This window comes from Stenotrophomonas sp. 116085_Sma (genome assembly GCF_056479585.1).
This window is the reverse complement of record NZ_CM151057.1, coordinates 3,183,935-3,201,136: the sequence shown is the minus strand read 5'-3', so window position 1 is coordinate 3,201,136 and position 17,202 is coordinate 3,183,935. Positions and strand designations below refer to the sequence as shown.

Annotated in this window: 20 protein-coding genes and 1 riboswitch; all 20 genes read left to right on the top strand. The window is 64.3% G+C overall.

The features are described from left to right. Nucleotides 1-64: 64 nt before the first annotated feature. Nucleotides 65-133, top strand: a riboswitch (Fluoride riboswitch). 82 nt (nt 134-215) lie between these two features. The 20 genes from ACZK0Z_RS14990 (at nt 216) to trbG (ending at nt 17,202) form a co-directional block, all read left to right on the top strand. Next, on the top strand, nt 216-1,586 hold the full coding sequence (locus ACZK0Z_RS14990) for a voltage-gated chloride channel family protein (RefSeq protein ID WP_197633401.1): 1,371 nt from the start codon (nt 216-218) through the stop codon (nt 1,584-1,586). After that, a complete protein-coding gene (locus ACZK0Z_RS14985) occupies nt 1,583-1,984 on the top strand; it encodes a hypothetical protein (protein WP_197633403.1) in 402 nt (133 codons plus the stop codon). The genes ACZK0Z_RS14990 and ACZK0Z_RS14985 overlap by 4 nt, the downstream gene beginning before the upstream one ends. A gap of 2 nt (nt 1,985-1,986) precedes the next feature. After that, nucleotides 1,987-2,376, top strand: a complete 390-nt coding sequence (gene crcB / locus ACZK0Z_RS14980) for a fluoride efflux transporter CrcB (RefSeq protein ID WP_197633405.1) — start codon at nt 1,987-1,989, stop codon at nt 2,374-2,376. Between the two features lie 14 nt (nt 2,377-2,390). After that, nucleotides 2,391-2,714 carry a DUF190 domain-containing protein gene (locus tag ACZK0Z_RS14975; protein ID WP_197633407.1) on the top strand — a complete coding sequence of 108 codons (324 nt, stop codon included), beginning with the start codon at nt 2,391-2,393 and terminating at the stop codon, nt 2,712-2,714. Nucleotides 2,715-2,765: 51 nt separating this feature from the next. After that, nucleotides 2,766-3,050: a hypothetical protein gene (locus ACZK0Z_RS14970; RefSeq protein ID WP_197633409.1), complete on the top strand. Its 285-nt coding sequence runs from the start codon at nt 2,766-2,768 to the stop codon at nt 3,048-3,050. A gap of 82 nt (nt 3,051-3,132) precedes the next feature. Beyond that, nucleotides 3,133-4,416 carry a phosphopyruvate hydratase gene (gene eno / locus ACZK0Z_RS14965; RefSeq protein ID WP_197633411.1) on the top strand — a complete coding sequence of 428 codons (1,284 nt, stop codon included), beginning with the start codon at nt 3,133-3,135 and terminating at the stop codon, nt 4,414-4,416. A gap of 30 nt (nt 4,417-4,446) precedes the next feature. Beyond that, on the top strand, nt 4,447-5,076 hold the full coding sequence (locus tag ACZK0Z_RS14960; RefSeq protein WP_197633413.1) for a histidine phosphatase family protein: 630 nt from the start codon (nt 4,447-4,449) through the stop codon (nt 5,074-5,076). Nucleotides 5,077-5,100: 24 nt separating this feature from the next. Then, nucleotides 5,101-6,045 carry a LysR family transcriptional regulator gene (locus tag ACZK0Z_RS14955; RefSeq protein ID WP_197633415.1) on the top strand — a complete coding sequence of 315 codons (945 nt, stop codon included), beginning with the start codon at nt 5,101-5,103 and terminating at the stop codon, nt 6,043-6,045. Then, nucleotides 6,042-6,290, top strand: coding sequence for an EexN family lipoprotein (locus tag ACZK0Z_RS14950; protein WP_197633417.1), 249 nt, complete (start codon nt 6,042-6,044; stop codon nt 6,288-6,290). The genes ACZK0Z_RS14955 and ACZK0Z_RS14950 overlap by 4 nt, the downstream gene beginning before the upstream one ends. 220 nt (nt 6,291-6,510) lie before the next feature. Then, nucleotides 6,511-8,514 carry a conjugal transfer protein TraG gene (locus ACZK0Z_RS14945; RefSeq protein WP_197633443.1) on the top strand — a complete coding sequence of 668 codons (2,004 nt, stop codon included), beginning with the start codon at nt 6,511-6,513 and terminating at the stop codon, nt 8,512-8,514. Continuing rightward, a complete protein-coding gene (locus ACZK0Z_RS14940) occupies nt 8,511-8,975 on the top strand; it encodes a ribbon-helix-helix protein, CopG family (protein ID WP_197633419.1) in 465 nt (154 codons plus the stop codon). Before ACZK0Z_RS14945 ends, ACZK0Z_RS14940 begins: the two co-directional genes overlap by 4 nt. A 50-nt stretch (nt 8,976-9,025) precedes the next feature. Beyond that, on the top strand, nt 9,026-9,997 hold the full coding sequence (gene trbB / locus ACZK0Z_RS14935) for a P-type conjugative transfer ATPase TrbB (protein WP_425530573.1): 972 nt from the start codon (nt 9,026-9,028) through the stop codon (nt 9,995-9,997). Next, a complete protein-coding gene (locus ACZK0Z_RS14930; protein WP_197633423.1) occupies nt 9,994-10,377 on the top strand; it encodes a TrbC/VirB2 family type IV secretion system protein in 384 nt (127 codons plus the stop codon). The genes trbB and ACZK0Z_RS14930 overlap by 4 nt, the downstream gene beginning before the upstream one ends. Further along, on the top strand, nt 10,374-10,643 hold the full coding sequence (locus ACZK0Z_RS14925) for a VirB3 family type IV secretion system protein (RefSeq protein WP_060121221.1): 270 nt from the start codon (nt 10,374-10,376) through the stop codon (nt 10,641-10,643). Before ACZK0Z_RS14930 ends, ACZK0Z_RS14925 begins: the two co-directional genes overlap by 4 nt. Nucleotides 10,644-10,657: 14 nt before the next feature. Beyond that, nucleotides 10,658-13,108 carry a conjugal transfer protein TrbE gene (gene trbE / locus ACZK0Z_RS14920; RefSeq protein WP_197633425.1) on the top strand — a complete coding sequence of 817 codons (2,451 nt, stop codon included), beginning with the start codon at nt 10,658-10,660 and terminating at the stop codon, nt 13,106-13,108. Continuing rightward, on the top strand, nt 13,105-13,833 hold the full coding sequence (trbJ, locus tag ACZK0Z_RS14915) for a P-type conjugative transfer protein TrbJ (protein WP_060121223.1): 729 nt from the start codon (nt 13,105-13,107) through the stop codon (nt 13,831-13,833). The genes trbE and trbJ overlap by 4 nt, the downstream gene beginning before the upstream one ends. A gap of 11 nt (nt 13,834-13,844) precedes the next feature. Next, nucleotides 13,845-14,138 (top strand): hypothetical protein, encoded by a 294-nt coding sequence (locus tag ACZK0Z_RS14910; protein WP_197633427.1) that lies wholly within the window; start codon nt 13,845-13,847, stop codon nt 14,136-14,138. Then, nucleotides 14,135-15,499: a P-type conjugative transfer protein TrbL gene (gene trbL / locus ACZK0Z_RS14905; protein ID WP_458998365.1), complete on the top strand. Its 1,365-nt coding sequence runs from the start codon at nt 14,135-14,137 to the stop codon at nt 15,497-15,499. Before ACZK0Z_RS14910 ends, trbL begins: the two co-directional genes overlap by 4 nt. Before the next feature lie 12 nt (nt 15,500-15,511). Then, nucleotides 15,512-16,216 carry a conjugal transfer protein TrbF gene (trbF, locus tag ACZK0Z_RS14900; protein ID WP_005413072.1) on the top strand — a complete coding sequence of 235 codons (705 nt, stop codon included), beginning with the start codon at nt 15,512-15,514 and terminating at the stop codon, nt 16,214-16,216. Continuing rightward, on the top strand, nt 16,213-17,202 hold the full coding sequence (gene trbG, locus ACZK0Z_RS14895; RefSeq protein ID WP_197633430.1) for a P-type conjugative transfer protein TrbG: 990 nt from the start codon (nt 16,213-16,215) through the stop codon (nt 17,200-17,202). The genes trbF and trbG overlap by 4 nt, the downstream gene beginning before the upstream one ends.

Sequence of the window (17,202 nt, the reverse complement as noted above, 5' to 3'; positions counted from 1 at the left end):
CTGCTGTTCAGGTTAGACAGTCTCATTGAAATCAGTCTGGACGAGCTGCGGGCAATACGGTAAAGTTGTGACAGGAGATGGCGTTCCTCCTTTAACCGCAGCATTCATAGCTGCTGATGACGCCTACAGACACCTGACCTCGGTCGGGGCTGTAGGCGCTCGCGTTCACATCCCTTGCCGTTGGTCAGCCCGATTCATTCGAGCAGACATGACCAATGCGCAGATTTCGCCGACCCGAACAACTTGAGCTATTGCCCTACATCGGCAAGTGGCTCGTCATCGCCAGCGTTGTTGCCTTCCTAGCCGGCACCGCCTCGGCCTTCTTTCTAGTCTCCCTCGATCACGCCACAGCTTGGCGCGAAGCACACCACTGGGTCATCTGGCTGCTGCCGGTCGCTGGTTTCGGCGTCGGGTGGATTTACCACCTACTGGGCAAGACCGTCGATGGCGGCAACAACCTCATCATTGACGAGATCCACGACCCTAAGAAAGTCGTGCCCTTGCGCATGGTGCCGCTGGTGCTGGGTGGCACGGTCGTTTCTCACCTGTTCGGCGCATCGGTCGGCCGCGAAGGAACCGCCGTGCAGATGGGCGGTGCACTGGCCGACCAGCTTACTCACGTGTTTCGCATGAAGCATGACGATCGCCGCATCCTGTTGATGGCCGGCATCAGCGCCGGCTTTGCATCCGTGTTCGGTACGCCGTTGGCAGGCGCTGTGTTCGGCCTCGAAGTCCTCGCCATCGGACGAATGCGTTATGACGCGCTGTTCCCGTGCGTCGTTGCCGGCATCGTCGCCGACCAAGTATGTCTGGCCTGGGGCGTTCACCACACGCATTACACGATGGGCGAAATCGTGCCCATCGGCTTCTGGAGCGTGATGGCTGTGGTTGCCGCCGGTATTGTGTTCGGCCTCGTTGGCATGGTGTTCGCCACCGCCACCCACAAGCTCAGCGCGTTGGTCAAGCGCTTCATAAACTACGCGCCGCTGCGCCCCGCTGCAGGTGGCATCGTCGTCGCCACGGCGGTGTGGGCGCTTGATGCCTACCACTACATTGGTTTGGGCATCCCTGACATTGTGCGCTCCTTCCAGGAGCCGATGGCGCCCTGGGACTTCCTGGGCAAACTCGTGTTCACAGTCGTTTCGCTGGGGACAGGCTTCAAGGGCGGGGAAGTCACGCCACTGTTTTACATCGGCGCAACGCTGGGCAACGCCTTGGCGCCACTGCTGCACCTCCCGTTCCCCATGCTAGCCGGCATCGGCTTCGTCGCTGTGTTTTCCGGGGCCGCCAACACACCCATCGCTACGACCCTCATGGCGATGGAGCTGTTCGGTGCGGAGATCGGCCCTCTCGCCGCGATCGGCTGCATCACGGCTTATTTGTTCTCAGGCCACACCGGCATCTACCACGCCCAGCGCGTGGGCCACAGCAAGCACAGCAAACACCGGAGCACCGTTCCCGAAGAACTGCGCATCGCCGATCTGGCGCACTTCCGCAAGCAAAAGAACGGGCAGGCGAAAGAAGAGCCACTGATCCCGGAGGGCAAGGCCGAAACACCAGTCATGAGCAAGGAAAACCTCCAATGACCTCGAAAACCAGCCAGCAGCACATTGCCGCCTTGCGGCTGTATTTCCCGATCGCCACCAAAGCCAAGGTCACGCGCTTTTGGCATCACTTGAGCGCGCCAGCGCTGGCGCACCATCTGCTAACGGTGGCCAAAAAGGCCAACATCGTGCAAGCCATGCTGCACCAGGTTAGCTCCGGCTACCTGCCCGGCGAACGGCTGTCGCATCACCACCCCGAATTGACCGGCATGCGGCATCCGCAATGCCTGGAGCTATTGGACACCGAGCAGCGCTTGCGCGATTTCATGCTTGAACATGCCGAAGAACTGCGAAAGGTACACGCGGTTCTGTTTCTGTGCGAATTGCCGCTGGGTCACAACCGAGCCGTGCATGCGACCCATGCCAGCAAGGCGAGCTAATGATGGCCGGCGCCTACGCAATCATCGCCATCAGCATCGGCTCGGTCATCGGTGCCCTCATGCGCTATGGCTTGAGCGTAAGCATGAATGCGTTTGTGCCGCATATCCCGATGGGCACTTTGGCGTCCAACCTGATTGCGGCCTACATCGTCGGCGTTGCCATCGCCTATTTCGGCTCGACGCCGAACGTGTCACCGGCATGGCGACTGTTCGTTATCACCGGCCTGGCCGGTGGACTGTCCACTTTCTCCACGTTCTCGGCCGAACTGCTGACGCTGCTGCGCGATGGGCGCCTGGGATGGTCAGCCGGCATGCTGGCCTTGCATGTGGGCGGTTCACTCGCGATGACCGCGCTTGGCATCGCCACGATTTCCCTAACCCGCCAACCATGATCCAAGGAGCTGCAATGAAAGGCTATCAACTCACGTTCTTCACGGAGCAAGACCGCCGGCATCGGCATACCCCCATCGGCGAATGGCTGCTGAAGTTCGCCAAAGATAACGGTGCCGCTGGCGGAACGCTGGTTGGTGGTGCGGAAGGATTCGATCACGCCGGCCGTTTCCATTCGGTGCACTTCTTCGAGCTGGCCGACCAGCCGCTTGCAATAACCGTATCGGTCGATGAAGCGGCATGCCAGCGCCTGATGGATGCGCTCGCACAGGAAGAGATCAACCTGACCTACGTGAAGGTGCCTGTCGAATACGGGCGCGTGGGCAAGGCTGAGAGGTAACCGGCATGCCATGCCGGAAGCGCTTTTACCCCAACCACAAGGAGACCCACCATGTTGACCGTTCGCAACCTTCCACCTGAACCCACCTTGCATGACTGGCTCCACGACAACGCGCGTTTGCTCGCCGCGTTGACCGTATGGGCAGCGGCGTTGCTATGGCTTGCCGGTACAGGCCCACGTTTGATCGAGTCCGCTTGGTACACCGTCAGCTTCGTGGAAGGCGGCTTGATCTACGACCGCATGCCAGACGAAGCGACGTGCCAGGTCCGTGTGGTGGACGACACCGCAGCCTGTCTCTCGGGTGCAGAGCTGGGCGGTAGCCAGCCCAGCAATTGAGACTGCTTAACAGTGTTGTGCAGGGCCCACGGTGTCGCCCTGCACAACGCTCTTCCCCCTTTTTTTGGCATCGGAGCCACATATGGCATCTACCGTTCAGACGATACACGCCCGCGAAATCTTGGATTCTCGTGGCAATCCCACCATCGAGGTCGATGTACGGCTCGCTGGCGGGGCGACCGGCCGGGCGGCCGTACCCTCGGGCGCTTCGACCGGCATCCACGAAGCTACCGAACTGCGCGACGGCGATCCGCACCGCTTTGCTGGCAAAGGCGTATGTAGGGCCGTCGCCCATGTCAATAAGGCTATCGCGGCTGTCTTGCACGGCTTGGATGCGCAAGATCAAGCCGGCATCGACCACACCCTGATCGAGTTCGATGGCACGCCGAACAAGGCCCGGCTCGGGGCCAACGCCATCCTAGGCGTCAGCCTGGCCGTCGCGCGGGCCGCGGCACAGGCGGCCGGACTGCCGCTGTTCCAGTACCTGGGTGGCGCGCAAGCCTGCCGTATGCCGGTGCCCATGTTCAATATCCTCAACGGCGGCGTGCATGCCAACTGGCAGGGCACGGACTTCCAGGAATTCATGATCGCTCCGGTTGGCGCGGCAACCTTCGCCGAAGGCGTGCGCTGGGGTGCGGAGATTTACCATCGCCTGCGCGCCACGTTGAAAGAACGTGGCTACTCCACGGCGGTCGGCGACGAAGGCGGCTTTGCTCCCGCCTTGAAGCACAACAGCGACGCGGTGGAACTGATCCTCACGGCCATCGAGAGTGCCGGCTACACGCCCGGCGATGATGTGGTGATCGCGCTCGATCCTGCATCCAGTGGCTTCTACGAGAACGGCCTTTACCACCTGCGCAGCGAAGACCGCCGTGTCACGGCGGAGCAGATGGTGGAGCTGTATGCCGACTGGATCGCTAGGTATCCCATCGCTGTACTTGAAGACGGATTGGCGGAAGACGACTGGACTGGCTGGAAGCTGCTGAATCAGGCACTGGGAAACAGGATCGAACTGGTTGGTGATGATCTTTTCGTCACCAACGTAGAACGCATCGAGCGCGGCATCCGCGAGGACGTAGCCAATGCGGTGCTCATCAAGCCCAACCAGATCGGCACGCTCACCGAAACCCGTTCCGCTGTGGATACGGCCTATCTGGCTGGCTGGGGTGCAATGGTGTCGCACCGCAGCGGCGAAACCGTGGACAGTTTCATTGCCGACCTCACCGTAGCGATGGGCACAGGCCATCTCAAAACGGGCGCGCCATGTCGTGGCGAGCGGGTCGAAAAGTACAACCAGCTCATGCGTATCGAAGAAGTGCTAGGCCAAGCCGCCGTATATGCCGGACATGCCGCGTTCGTGCGCTGAATGATTCTTTAGCTACATGGAGCAGACCTTATGACCACCATCATCCTGACACGCCACGGCCACGTGGATTGGATAGCCCCCGAACGTTTTCGCGGACGAGCCGAAATTCCATTGTCCGAGCTGGGACAGCGACAGGCCAAGGCTCTCGGCCAGCGCGTAGCCCAAACATGGAAGCCTGATGTGATCTACACCAGTCCGCTGGGCCGTTGCGTGCGGACTGGCGCGGAGATAGGCGAAGCAACGGGCACCAAGACTGAAGTTCTCGATGACCTGGCCGACACGCACTATGGCGAATGGCAGGGTCTCACGCACGACGAAGTGCGCACCCGCTGGCCGGAGGAACATCGGATCTGGTTCGAGGCGCCGGACCTCGCCGCCATCCCCGGCGGCGAAACGCTCGCTCAGGTTCTGGCGCGCGGCATCAGCGTGCTGCAACGGGTGTTGAAGAAGCACAAGGGCCAGACCGTGGTTCTGGTCGGTCACGACAGCATCAACCGGGTGATCCTGACGCACGTCCTTGGCTTGCCCTTGTCCCGCTATTGGCGGATCAAGCAGGAGCCATGCTGCATCAATGAAATTTCCATTGATGGAGAGACTTTCACCATCCAACGCATCAACGAAAGCCACCACTTGATCGATGTAGCCGATGAAGTGATCTAGGCGCCAATGACAGGGAGGCGATAGATGGAGATTCGACACCTACGTTGCTTCCTCGCGGTAGCCGAAGAACTCCATTTCGCTCGCGCCGCGGAACGACTGCATATCGAACAATCGCCTCTTTCGAGGGCGATTAAGGAGTTGGAAGAAGACCTGGGCATCAAGTTGTTTGTTCGCACGACGCGCAGCACACGGCTCACTCGTGCAGGAAAGCTGTTTCAAGAACATGTGCCGCGAGTGTTCACCGCTTTACAGCAGGCCCGCGAGAGTGTGAAAGCCGCCGCCAACGGCTTTCATGGCCAGTTGCGTGTCGCGCTGTCGGACGGCATCACGCCGTCGCGGTTTTCTACATTCCTGGCGTTGTGCAGGCAGGAAGAGCCCGAAATCGAGATTCGCTTGTCCGAGGTTCCGCTTACGCAGCAAATCAAGGGCCTTCACGACGATCTGTACGACGTAGGGTTCGCACAATCGGACGAGGTTGGCGATGGAGTCATCGCGGAACCCGTTTGGGAAGATCCTCTGATGGTGGCGGTGCCTGCTCGACATCCACTCTTGAAGTACAAACGTATTCCGTTGGAAGAGGTGCTGCACTATCCGCTGGTACTCGGCGATCCTCTGGCCTGCGAGGGTCATGCACGCCAGGTAGATCGCGTGCTGCGACGAGTGGAGCAGGAGCCACTGATTGCCGAGCGAGTCACAACTATCGACCTAATGATGGCGTTGGTATCGGCGGGCTTTGCCTTGGGATTAGCTGGCGCCTCGCAGATCGCGGCCAGCCGCGAGCCGGGCGTAGTGGCACGTCCGCTGGCCGGCCGCACACCTATGCTCACCACATATCTGCTGCGTCTGGACGGCGAGCCTTCGCAGCCGCTGGCTCGTTTCATCGAGAGAGTCAGCACTGTCGAATCGTCCGGTGGACAGAAGCCTTCCACACCACCCCAATCTGATCCTTCGGAGGAACCAGAGATATGAACAAGAGCATGCTGTTGATACTCGCCGTGGTGCTGGCCTCCTGCGGCAAGCCCGAGCCAACCGAAACAGTGGATTCGCTGGTAGCCAATCCCGAAAGACTCAAGGAGCTGCGCGCGCAGTGCAAAACGGATCGTGCCAAGCTAGGCGACGAACTATGCAATCGCGTGGCTGAAGCGACGAGCCGCCGCTTCCTGGGGGATGGCAAGACGCCCTACAACCCGCCGAAGGAAGCCCCCCAGTTCTGATTGCCACGGATTCGCACGAAATTCCGCTTTCCTAACGAGATACGTCGCAACACGCCGTTGCTCGCGGCATTTTTCCTCGATTCGCCGCGACGCGAAATCTTGCTTTTTTCTCGACATTTCTTCCGATAACGGTCTTTGACCGCCCCTGACCTGACTCCGATCCTCACGTGTGCAGCACACCTTTGTGCTGCGTGTCAACGAGGAGAAAGCGGAGGCCAGGATGCAAGGTCAAGGCGTGCTGTTCGGGCAAGTCGGTGTCGTGTTCGGCATCGTGATTGCCGGCGTGTGGACGGCCACGCAGTGGACAGCCGCCGCCCTGGGCTGTCAGCTACGCCTGGGCTCGCCCTGGTTCGATTTCTTCGGCATGCCGGTCTATCACCCTTGGCGGTTGTTCGAGTGGTGGTTCTCCTACGATGCCTATGCGCCGCGCATCTTCGACACTGGTGGCGCGATCGCGGGCGGCAGCGGCCTGGTCGCCGTCGTGGTCGCCATCGCTATGTCGGTGTGGCGCTCGCGACAGTCGAAGCTGGTCACGACTTACGGCTCGGCACGTTGGGCCGAAGTTGCCGACATTCGCAAAGCCGGCCTCGACAAGCCGGCCGGTGTCTTCCTCGGCCTGCATCGCGGCCAATACCTACGGCATGAAGGCCCGGAACACGTCCTGACTTTCGCGCCGACACGCTCCGGCAAGGGTGTCGGCCTGGTGGTGCCGACGCTGTTGAGCTGGCCGGCGTCAGCCGTCATTCACGACATCAAGGGCGAGAACTGGCACATCACGGCCGGCTGGCGCTCGCGCTTCTCGCACTGCCTGTTGTTCAACCCGACCGATCCGAAATCGGCCGCGTACAACCCGCTGCTGGAAGTCCGGCGCGGCGCGCATGAGGTGCGCGATGTGCAGAACATCGCGGACATCCTGGTCGATCCCGAAGGCGCACTCGAACGCCGCAACCATTGGGAGAAGACTTCGCACGCGCTGCTGGTCGGCGCCATCCTGCATGTGCTCTACGCCGGCGAGGACAAGACGCTGCGCGGCGTCGCCAACTTCCTCTCCGACCCGGCTTGCCCGTTCGAGCTGACGCTGCATCGAATGATGACGACGTGCCACCTGGGCAACGTGCCGCATCCCGTTGTCGCATCCGCCGCGCGCGAGGTACTGAACAAGTCGGACAACGAGCGGTCGGGCGTGCTGTCCACCGCCATGTCGTTCCTCGGCCTGTACCGCGATCCTACGGTGGCCGAAGTCACCTCTCGCTGCGACTGGCGCATCGCCGATCTGATCGCCGCCGACCATCCCGTTTCGCTTTACCTGGTCGTGCCGCCTTCGGACATCAGCCGCACCAAGCCGCTGGTGCGCCTGATCCTCAACCAGATCGGCCGACGCCTGACCGAGTCGCTCGACGGCAGCGACGGCATCGCACGTCGCCACAAGTTGCTGCTGATGCTCGACGAGTTCCCGGCGCTGGGTCGGCTCGACTTTTTCGAGACGGCGCTGGCGTTCATGGCCGGCTACGGCATCCGCAGCTTCCTCATCGCGCAGTCGCTAAACCAGATCGACAAAGCCTACGGCCAGAACCATTCGATCCTCGACAACTGCCATGTGCGCGTGACGTTCGCCACCAACGACGAACGCACCGCCAAGCGCATCTCCGAAACGCTCGGCACGGCGACCGAGCTGCGCGCACAGCGCAACTATGCCGGCCATCGGCTCGCGCCGTGGTTGGGGCACCTGATGGTGTCGCGCCAAGAGACGGCGCGCCCGCTGCTGACGCCCGGCGAGGTGATGCAGCTTCCACCGGACGATGCCGTGGTGATGGTGTCCAGCGTCGCGCCGATCAGGGCCAAGAAGCTCCGCTACTACGCCGACGCCAACTTCAAGCGCCGCGTGCTATCGCCGCCGGCACTTGCGAACGGCCGCTACGTCGATGCGCCGCCGGTTCGTCCTGACGACTGGAGCGGGCTGGCTATCCCTGTTGTTCCGGTTGCTCCCTCAGCCGTCGGCTTGGCCGGCGGCGACGCCGGCACCACGGACGACGGCGGCCCGCGCCGTCAGCCGGAGCTGTCCGAGGTCGCCGAATACCGCCCCGAACAGGAGCTGGTGGCCAACGACTTGGCGCTGCTCGATGACGACGACGCGCCGTTGCCGCTTCCTCGCCAGCTCGAGCCGGCCATGCAGCGCACGGCCCGGCTGGCTTCCCTCGACCAACACGACGGGATCGAGCTATGAGCCAGTACCGCCTCAACCTGTTCATTCCGCACGAGCACGCAAAGCGCCTCGACGAGCTGGCCGCCAAGAAAGGCGTGTCCAAGTCATCCATCGTCGCGGCAGCGCTGGCGTCCTGGCTGTCGCCCGACGCGGGCGACCAGCGCGAGGCCGCCATCGCCAAGCGGCTCGATCGGCTGACGCGCCAGTTCGAGCGGCTGGAGCGCGACCAGAACATCGAGATCGAGACGCTGGCGCTGTTCGTGCGCTACTTCCTGACCGTCAGTACGCCGATTCCCGAAGCCCATCAGGAGGCCGCACGCGCGCAAGGCAAAGCGCGGTTCGAGCAGTTCGTCGAACAGCTCGGCCGCCACCTGATGCGCGGACGCAGCCTTGTGCGTGAAGTGGTGGAGGAACTGAACCCCGATGCCGCACGGCTGGATGGCGCGGCGGCGCTGGGTGAGGACCAGGAGCGCGACTCATGAGCGCGCAACCGCAGTCCTTCGCCACCACGTCGCTCGAACGGCGCATTCGCATGTTGCGCACGGCGATGGGGCCGCTGATCGCCGCCGCGCTCGAAGACCCGGACGTGGTGGAAATCATGCTCAATCCAGACCACACGCTCTGGATCGATCGCCTGTCGTCGGGCCGTGCACCAATGGGCGCGGAGCTGTCCGAGGAAGACGGCGAGCGCATCATCCGTCTGGTCGCGGCGCATGTTGGCGCAGAGGTGCATCGCGGCCAGCCGCTGCTCACCGCCGAACTGCCGGAAACGGGCGAACGCTTCGAGGGCATCCTGCCGCCTGCGGCGCCGGGGCCGGCCTTCGCACTGCGCAAGCGCGCGGTTGGCGTGATCCCGCTGGATCGCTACGTCACCGACGGGATGATGACCGCCGAGCAGGCCGAGTTCCTGCGCCGCGCAGTGCGCGAGCGGCAGAACATCCTGATCGCCGGCGGCACCAGCACCGGCAAGACAACGCTCGCCAATGCCTTGCTCGCGGAAATCGCCGCAACGGGCGACCGCGTGTTGGTGCTCGAAGACACCATCGAACTGCAATGCACGGCGCGCGATCACGTGCCGCTGCGCACCCGCGCCGGCGTCGTGTCGATGACCGAGCTGGTGCGCGCCACGATGCGCCTGCGCCCCGACCGCGTGATCGTCGGCGAGGTGCGCGGTGGCGAGGCCCTGGATCTCATCAAGGTGTGGGGCACAGGCCATCCGGGCGGCATCGCCACCATCCACGCCGGTTCCGCGCTCGGCGCACTGCTGCGCCTGGAGCAATTGATTCTCGAAGTCGCCGTGAATCCGCCGCGGGCGCTGGTCGCCGAGGCGGTCAATGTCGTCATCCACATCGCCGGCCGCGGCCGGCGCCGTCGTATCGAAAGCATCGCCCGCGTCGTCGGATTCGACGGCGTGGGCTACCGCTTGGCAGATGCGCTGGAGGCGCCGCTTCCAGAACTGCCGCTGTCTTCCTCATCCCTCAACCCCTCTGGAGAACTGCCATGACGCAGATGCACGTCCCTGCTTTCCGCTTTTCCGTAAATCCGACTTCGTACCTCGCGCGCCTGCGTCGCCTCGCCGGCCCGGCGCATCACGGGCTGCTGCTGGCCGCCGTCTCGCTGATGACGGCGGGCACGGCGAAGGCCGCCGGTTCCTCGATGCCCTGGGAGGCACCGTTGCAATCCATCCTCGAATCCATCCAGGGGCCGGTTGCGCGCATCGTCGCGGTCATCATCATCATCGCCACGGGCCTGGCCCTCGCATTCGGCGACACCAGCGGCGGCTTCCGCAAGCTGATCCAGATCGTCTTCGGCCTGTCGATCGCCTTCGCCGCATCCTCGTTCTTCCTGTCGTTCTTCAGCTTCTCCGGCGGGGCCGTCGTATGAGCACGGCCAGCGACTTGCCGGGCTTCGAGGTGCCGCTGCACCGCTCGCTGACAGAACCGATCCTGCTGGGCGGCGCACCGCGCACCGTGGCAATCGCCAACGGCACGCTGGCCGCCGCCGTGGGCCTGGGCCTGCAACTCTGGATTCCCGGCGTCGTGCTCTGGATCGTCGGTCATTCGCTGGCGGTGTGGGGCGCGCGCGCCGATCCGCAGTTCATGCAGGTGTTCGCCAAGCACCTCAAGCACAAGCCACTGCTGGACGTGTGACGGAGGACGCCACGATGCTCAACCTCGCCGAATACCGCCAGCGTCCGGCTTTGCTCGCCGATTGGCTGCCGTGGGCCGGGCTGGTCGCGCCCGGCGTCGTGCTGAACAAGGATGGCAGCTTTCAGCGCACTGCACGTTTTCGCGGGCCTGACCTCGATAGCGCGACACAAGGCGAGCTGGTCGCCACGACCGCGCGCTTGAACAATGCGCTGCGCCGTCTCGGTGTCGGATGGGCGCTCTTCGTCGAAGCCGAGCGCCGGCCGGCAGCGGACTATCCGCATTCGGATTTCCCCGAGCCGCTGTCATGGCTGGTGGACGAGGAACGGCGCGCAACCTTCGAGGAATCCGGCCACCACTTCGAGAGCGGCTACCACCTCACGCTGCAATACCTGCCGCCAGAGGAATCTCGGGCTCGTGCTGCCAAGCTGCTGTACGAGAACACGCCAAGCGCGGGTGTGGATTGGCGCGAACGCCTGACTGCATTCGTCGCGGAAACCGGGCGCATCTTCGACCTGGTCGATGGCGTGATGCCCGAAATCGACTGGCTCGACGACGCCGAAACACTCACTTACCTGCACGCGACTGTCTCGACGCGGCGCTACCGCATCGGCGTGCCGGACGTGCCGTTCCACCTCGACGCATTGCTGGCGGACGCGCCGCTGATCGGCGGCCTCGCGCCGATGCTTGGAGATGCGCACCTGCGTGTCGTGACGGTGCGCGGCTTTCCGACCTCGACCTGGCCGGGGATTCTGGACGACCTCAACCGGCTCGGTTTCGCGTATCGCGGGAGCACGCGCTTTCTCTGCATGGATAAGGCAGAGGCCGAGAAGGAACTGGCCCGCCTGCGGCGCCAGTGGTTCGCCAAGCGCAAGAACGTCCTGGCGCTGCTGCGCGAGACGATCTTCCAGCAAGAGAGCCCGCTGGTCGATACCGATGCGAGCAACAAGGCGGCCGACGCCGATGCGGCCCTGCAGGAGCTGGGCAGCGATCAAGTCGCCTTCGGCTACGTCACGGCGACCGTGACGGTGCTCGATGCCGATGCCGACACGGCCGACGAGAAACTGCGCATGGTGGAGCGCGTGATTCAGGGTCGGGGCTTCGTAACCATTCCCGAAACCCTCAATTCCGTGGAGGCGTGGCTGTCGTCGGTGCCGGGCAATACCTACGCCAACGTGCGCCAGCCCATTGTCTCGACGCTGAACCTCGCGCACCTGATGCCGGTATCGGCGGTGTGGGCCGGACCGGAGAAGAACGACCACCTCGACGGCCCGCCGCTGATCGTCACGCGCACCGAAGGCGCCACGCCGTTTCGGCTGGTGACGCACATCGGCGACGTGGGACACACGCTGATCGCCGGCCCGACCGGCATGGGCAAGTCCGTCCTGCTCGCCACGCTGGCGATGCAGTTCCGGCGCTACCCCGGCTCGCGCATCTTCGCCTTCGACATGGGACGCTCGATGCGGGCGACCGCGCTGGGCCTGGGCGGCGAACACTATGACCTGGGTGCCGATGGCGCGATCGCGTTCCAGCCACTCGCGCGTATCGACCAAGAGAGCTACCGTACCTGGGCCGCCGAATGGGTTGAAGGTCGCCTGCAACATGAAGGCGTCGCCGTCGGCCCCGACGAGAAGGCGGCCATTTGGTCGGCGCTCGGCAGCCTTGCCGGCGCGCCGGTCGAACAGCGCACGCTCACGGGCCTGTCGGTACTGTTGCAGTCGAACGCGCTTCGCCAGGCGCTTGCGCCGTATGTGCTCGGCGGTGCGCACGGCAAGCTGCTCGACGCCGATCACGACCGGCTGGGTGCGGCCGACGTGCAGTGCTTCGAGATGGAAGAACTGATGCACAGCAAGGCCGCAGTGCTGGCCGTGCTGGGCTATCTGTTCGCGCGCTTCGAGGAGCGTTTCGACGGCGCACCGACGCTGCTGATCCTCGACGAGTCCTGGCTGTTCCTGGATGACCCGGTGTTTGCAGCGCGCATCCGCCAGTGGCTCAAGACGCTGCGCAAGAAGAACGTCAGCGTCATCTTCGCCACGCAGTCGCTCGCCGACATCAAGGATTCGAGCATCGCGCCCGCGATCATCGAGAGTTGCGCCAGCCGCATCTTCCTCCCTAACCCGCAGGCCACCGAGCCGCAGATTCGCACGATCTACGAAGGCTTCGGCCTCAACAGCCGACAGATCGAGATCGTCGCCACCGCGCAGCCCAAGCGCGACTACTACTACCAATCCCGCGCAGGCAATCGCCTGTTCGACCTCGACCTGGGGCCGGTTGCGCTCGCGTTCGCGGGCGCTTCGACACCCCAAGACCAACGCGCCATCGACCGCGTGCTGAACGACGCCGGAGCACCGGGCTTCGCCGGCGCCTGGCTGCGCCACCGCGGCCTCGATTGGGCGGCCAACCTGCTGCCGTCCGCGCCATCCGCCGCGACCTTCCTTGCTTCACAACCACAGGAGATTTCGCCATGAAGATTCGCCTTCTCGCCCTCGCTGTCGCTGCGTTCGTCGGCGTCATGCCTGCTGCGCACGCGCAATGGGCCGTCATCGACGCGACCAACCTCGTGCAGAACACGATGACCGCCGCGCGCACGCTGGAGCAGATCAACAACCAGGTCAGGCAACTCCAGAATCAAGCGCAGTCGCTGATAAATCAAGCGCGCAACCTGGAGAGTCTGCCGTTCAACGTGGTCAGCCAGTTGCGCACGAACCTGGCGACCACCCAGCAGCTCATCGCGCAGGCGCAAGGGTTGGCGTTCCAGGTGCAGAGCATGGATCAACAGTTCGCGCGCCTGTACCCGGAGCAGTACGCCGCCACCGTCAGCGGCAACCAGATGTACCAGGACGCGCATCAGCGTTGGCAGAACACGCTCGAAGGCTTGCAGACCTCGATGCGGATGCAGGCGCAGGTGTCGCAGAACGTGATCGCAGACGAGAGCACGTTGACCGATCTGGTCGGTCAGAGCCAGTCGGCCACGGGCGCCTTGCAGGCCATGCAAGCGACGAATCAGCTTCTCGCCTTGCAGGCCAAGCAGTCCATCCAGACGCAGCAGCTTCAGCTTACGCAGGGGCGCGCCACGTCGCTGGAACTGGCACGTCAGGCCGCCGCCGTCGAGCGCGGCCGCGAGGTGACGCGGCGCTTCCTCGGCACCGGCACGGCGTACACGCCGCAGCCCGTGACCTTCTACGGCAACTGACGGGCATAGCCATGAAACGCGCGTCCGTCCTGTTCGCCATCACGTGCCTGCTAGCTGGCTGCGACCGGCCATACGCGCTGTCGGTCGATGCGCTGGCCACCGACCCAACACGGCTGCACACGCTGCTTGCGCAGTGCCGGCGTGGCGAGCATGACGGCGCGTTCTGCGCGCAGGTCGCACAAGCCGACCTGCGCCGCTTCCTCTCCGGGCGCGCCGGGCCCGATGAATACCAAACGCTGGCCGACCTGCCGCCGATCCCGGCCAGCTTCGACGGGCCAGACGCGCCGTTGGAGGTAGAGCCATGAACGACGTCTCAATCATCGACCATTTCCTCAACGTCTTTTCCAACTACATCGACTCCGGCTTCGGCCTGCTGCGTGGCGAGGTTGCGTTCCTGACCGCAACGTTGGTGGCGATCGACATGACGCTTGCCGGGCTGTATTGGGCGCTCGGTCACGCCACCGGCCAGGGCGAAGACGTGATGGCGAAGCTCATCCGCAAGGTGCTCTACGTCGGCGCCTTCGCCTACATCATCGGCAACTTCAACATGCTGGCCGGCATCGTGTTCCGCTCGTTCGCCGGCCTGGGCCTGACGGCCACTGGCTCGGCCGTGAGCATGGAGACGTTCCTGCAACCGGGGCATCTCGCCAAGACCGGCATCGACGCGGCGGCGCCGATCCTCGACCAGATCAGCGAAATGGCCGGCTTCCCCGAGGTGTTCATCAACATCACGCCCATCGTCGTGATGTTCCTCGCGTGGTTCACCGTCATCGTCTGCTTCTTCGTGCTGGCGGTGCAGCTTTTCATCACGCTGATCGAGTTCAAGTTGACCACGCTCGCCGGCTTCGTGCTGGTGCCGTTCGCGCTCTGGAACAAGACTGCGTTCCTCGCGGAGAAGGTCTTGGGCAACGTCGTGTCGTCGGGCATCAAGGTATTGGTGCTGGCGGTCATTGTCGGCATTGGCACGGGCTTGTTCGCCGAGTTCCAGGTTACGCCCGACGAACCTTCTATCGACCACGCGCTGGTCGTGATGCTGGCCTCGCTCGCCATGCTGGCGCTCGGCATCTTCGGGCCGGGCATCGCCACAGGGTTGATTTCTGGCGGCCCACAACTCGGCGCTGGTGCGATGGCTGGTGCGGCCTTGGGCGCGGCGGGAACCGCCGTTGCCATCGGTGCAGCGGCCACCGGCGTCGGTGGTGCGGTCGCGGCCGGGGCGCGCATGGCACCCGCCGCCGCTGGCGCGATTGGTAGCGGCGCGCGTGCCGCCGCCTCAACTGCCAGCAGCGCGCGGTCGGCGTTCCAGGCCGGTTCCGCTGCTGCGGGCGGTGGCTTAAAGGGCGCTGCCGCCGGTGTAGGCAACGTCGCAAGGACTGGCGCACAGGCTGCCGGGCAGAAAGTCGCCGCCGGCGCACGCGCATTCGGCGAGCGAGTTGCCGGTGCATTCCGTGGCGAGGGCGGCACGGCTGCTGGCGGGTCTGCCAAAGCGAGCGCATCCGAAACCGGCCCGTCCTCGGCTGCTGCCGATCAAAAGCAACCTGCTTGGGCCAAGCGCCTGCATCGTCGCCAGCAGATCGCCCATGCCGCGACCACCGCCGCGCACACGCTGCGCGGCGGAGACGGCGGTGGCTCGGCGCAAGGCCCAAGCCTGGGCGATTCCGATTCTTGAGGAGAACGACCTATGCGATTCAAGCGACCGCAGGTGCGCTATGCCGATACGCCGCAGCCTGCCACTCCGTATCAATCCGCCGCGCAGGCGTGGGACGAGCGCATCGGCTCAGCCCGCGTGCAGGCGAAGAACTGGCGGCTGATGGCCTTCGGTTGCCTCGTGCTCGCGCTGCTGATGGCCGGCGGCCTAGTGTGGCGTTCGGCGCAATCCATCGTGACGCCCTATGTGGTAGAGGTGGACAAGTCCGGTCAGGTGCGCGCGGTCGGCGAAGCCGCCACGCCGTACCGGCCGGCCGATGCGCAGATCGCCTACCACCTCGCGCACTTCATCACGCTGGTTCGCTCGCTGTCCATCGACCCGATCGTGGTGCGGCAGAACTGGCTCGACGCCTACGACTACACCACCGACCGAGGCGCGGCCGTGCTCAACGACTACGCGCGCACGAACGATCCGTTCGCGCGCGTCGGCAAGGAGTCGGTGACGGTGCAGATCACCAGCGTCGTTCGTGCCAGCGACTCGTCGTTCAACGTGCGCTGGACCGAGCAGCGATTCGTCAACGGCGCGCCGGCCGGTGCCGAACGCTGGAACGCCGTGGTCTCCATCGTCCTGCAAACCCCGCGCACCGAGCAACGCCTGCGCAAGAACCCGCTGGGTATCTACGTCAACGGCCTGTCGTGGAGCCGTGAACTCGATGCGTCCGAAGGAGCCAAGCCATGAACCAGTCTTTCCGCTTTTACGCTTTCGTGCTGACCTTGGCGGCCCTGTCGGGCTGCGCCTCGCAGGGCAAGCCACCACCGCGCATTTCTCTCGACGAGCCGGTGCAGGCACAACCGCTGCCCGAACCGCCGAAGCCTGTTGAAGTGGTGGCGGTGCCGAAGGTGTTGCCGATGCCGGCGCAGATGAAGCCGCTGCCGGAAGCGGATGAGGCCAAGCCAGCGCCGGAACCTGCCGACGAAACCTTGCGCGTATCGCGTGCGAACGCCGAAGCGCGCATGGCACCCACGCGCGAGGGCTATGTCAATGCGATCCAGGTCTGGCCCTTCACCGATGGCGCGCTGTACCAGGTCTATGCGGCGCTGGGACGCGTCACGGTGATTTCGCTCCAACCCGGCGAGGAGTTGGTGACGGTCGCCGCCGGCGATACGGTGCGCTGGATTGTCGGCGACACGTCCAGCGGCGCCGGCAACTCGCTGCGTGTCAGCGTGTTGGTCAAGCCGATCCGCTCGGGCCTCAAGACGAATCTGGTCATCACCACCAGCCGGCGCACCTACCTGATCGAGCTGACATCGACTGACAAGGCGTGGATGGCGTCAGTGTCATGGGAGTATCCGAAAGACCAGATGCTTGCCTTGCAGCGTCAGGATCAGGCCGCGCAAGCGGCAGCGCCGGTCGATACTGGCCTATCACTGGAGAAGATCCGCTTTCGCTACGCGGTCAGCGGCAGCAATCCGCCTTGGAAGCCGCTGCGCGCTTTCGATGACGGCGAGAAGGTCTATATCCAGTTCCCTCCTGGCATTGCGCAAGGCGAGCTGCCTCCGCTGTTCGTCATCGGCGCGCAGGGTGATGGGCAACTGGTGAACTATCGCTTCCGCGCCCCGTACTACATCGTGGACCGGCTGTTCGGCGCAGCCGAACTGCGCCTGGGCGGCGACAAGGGCGACGTGGTGCGCATCGAGCGCACGGACGGTACGAAGGGGAAATGA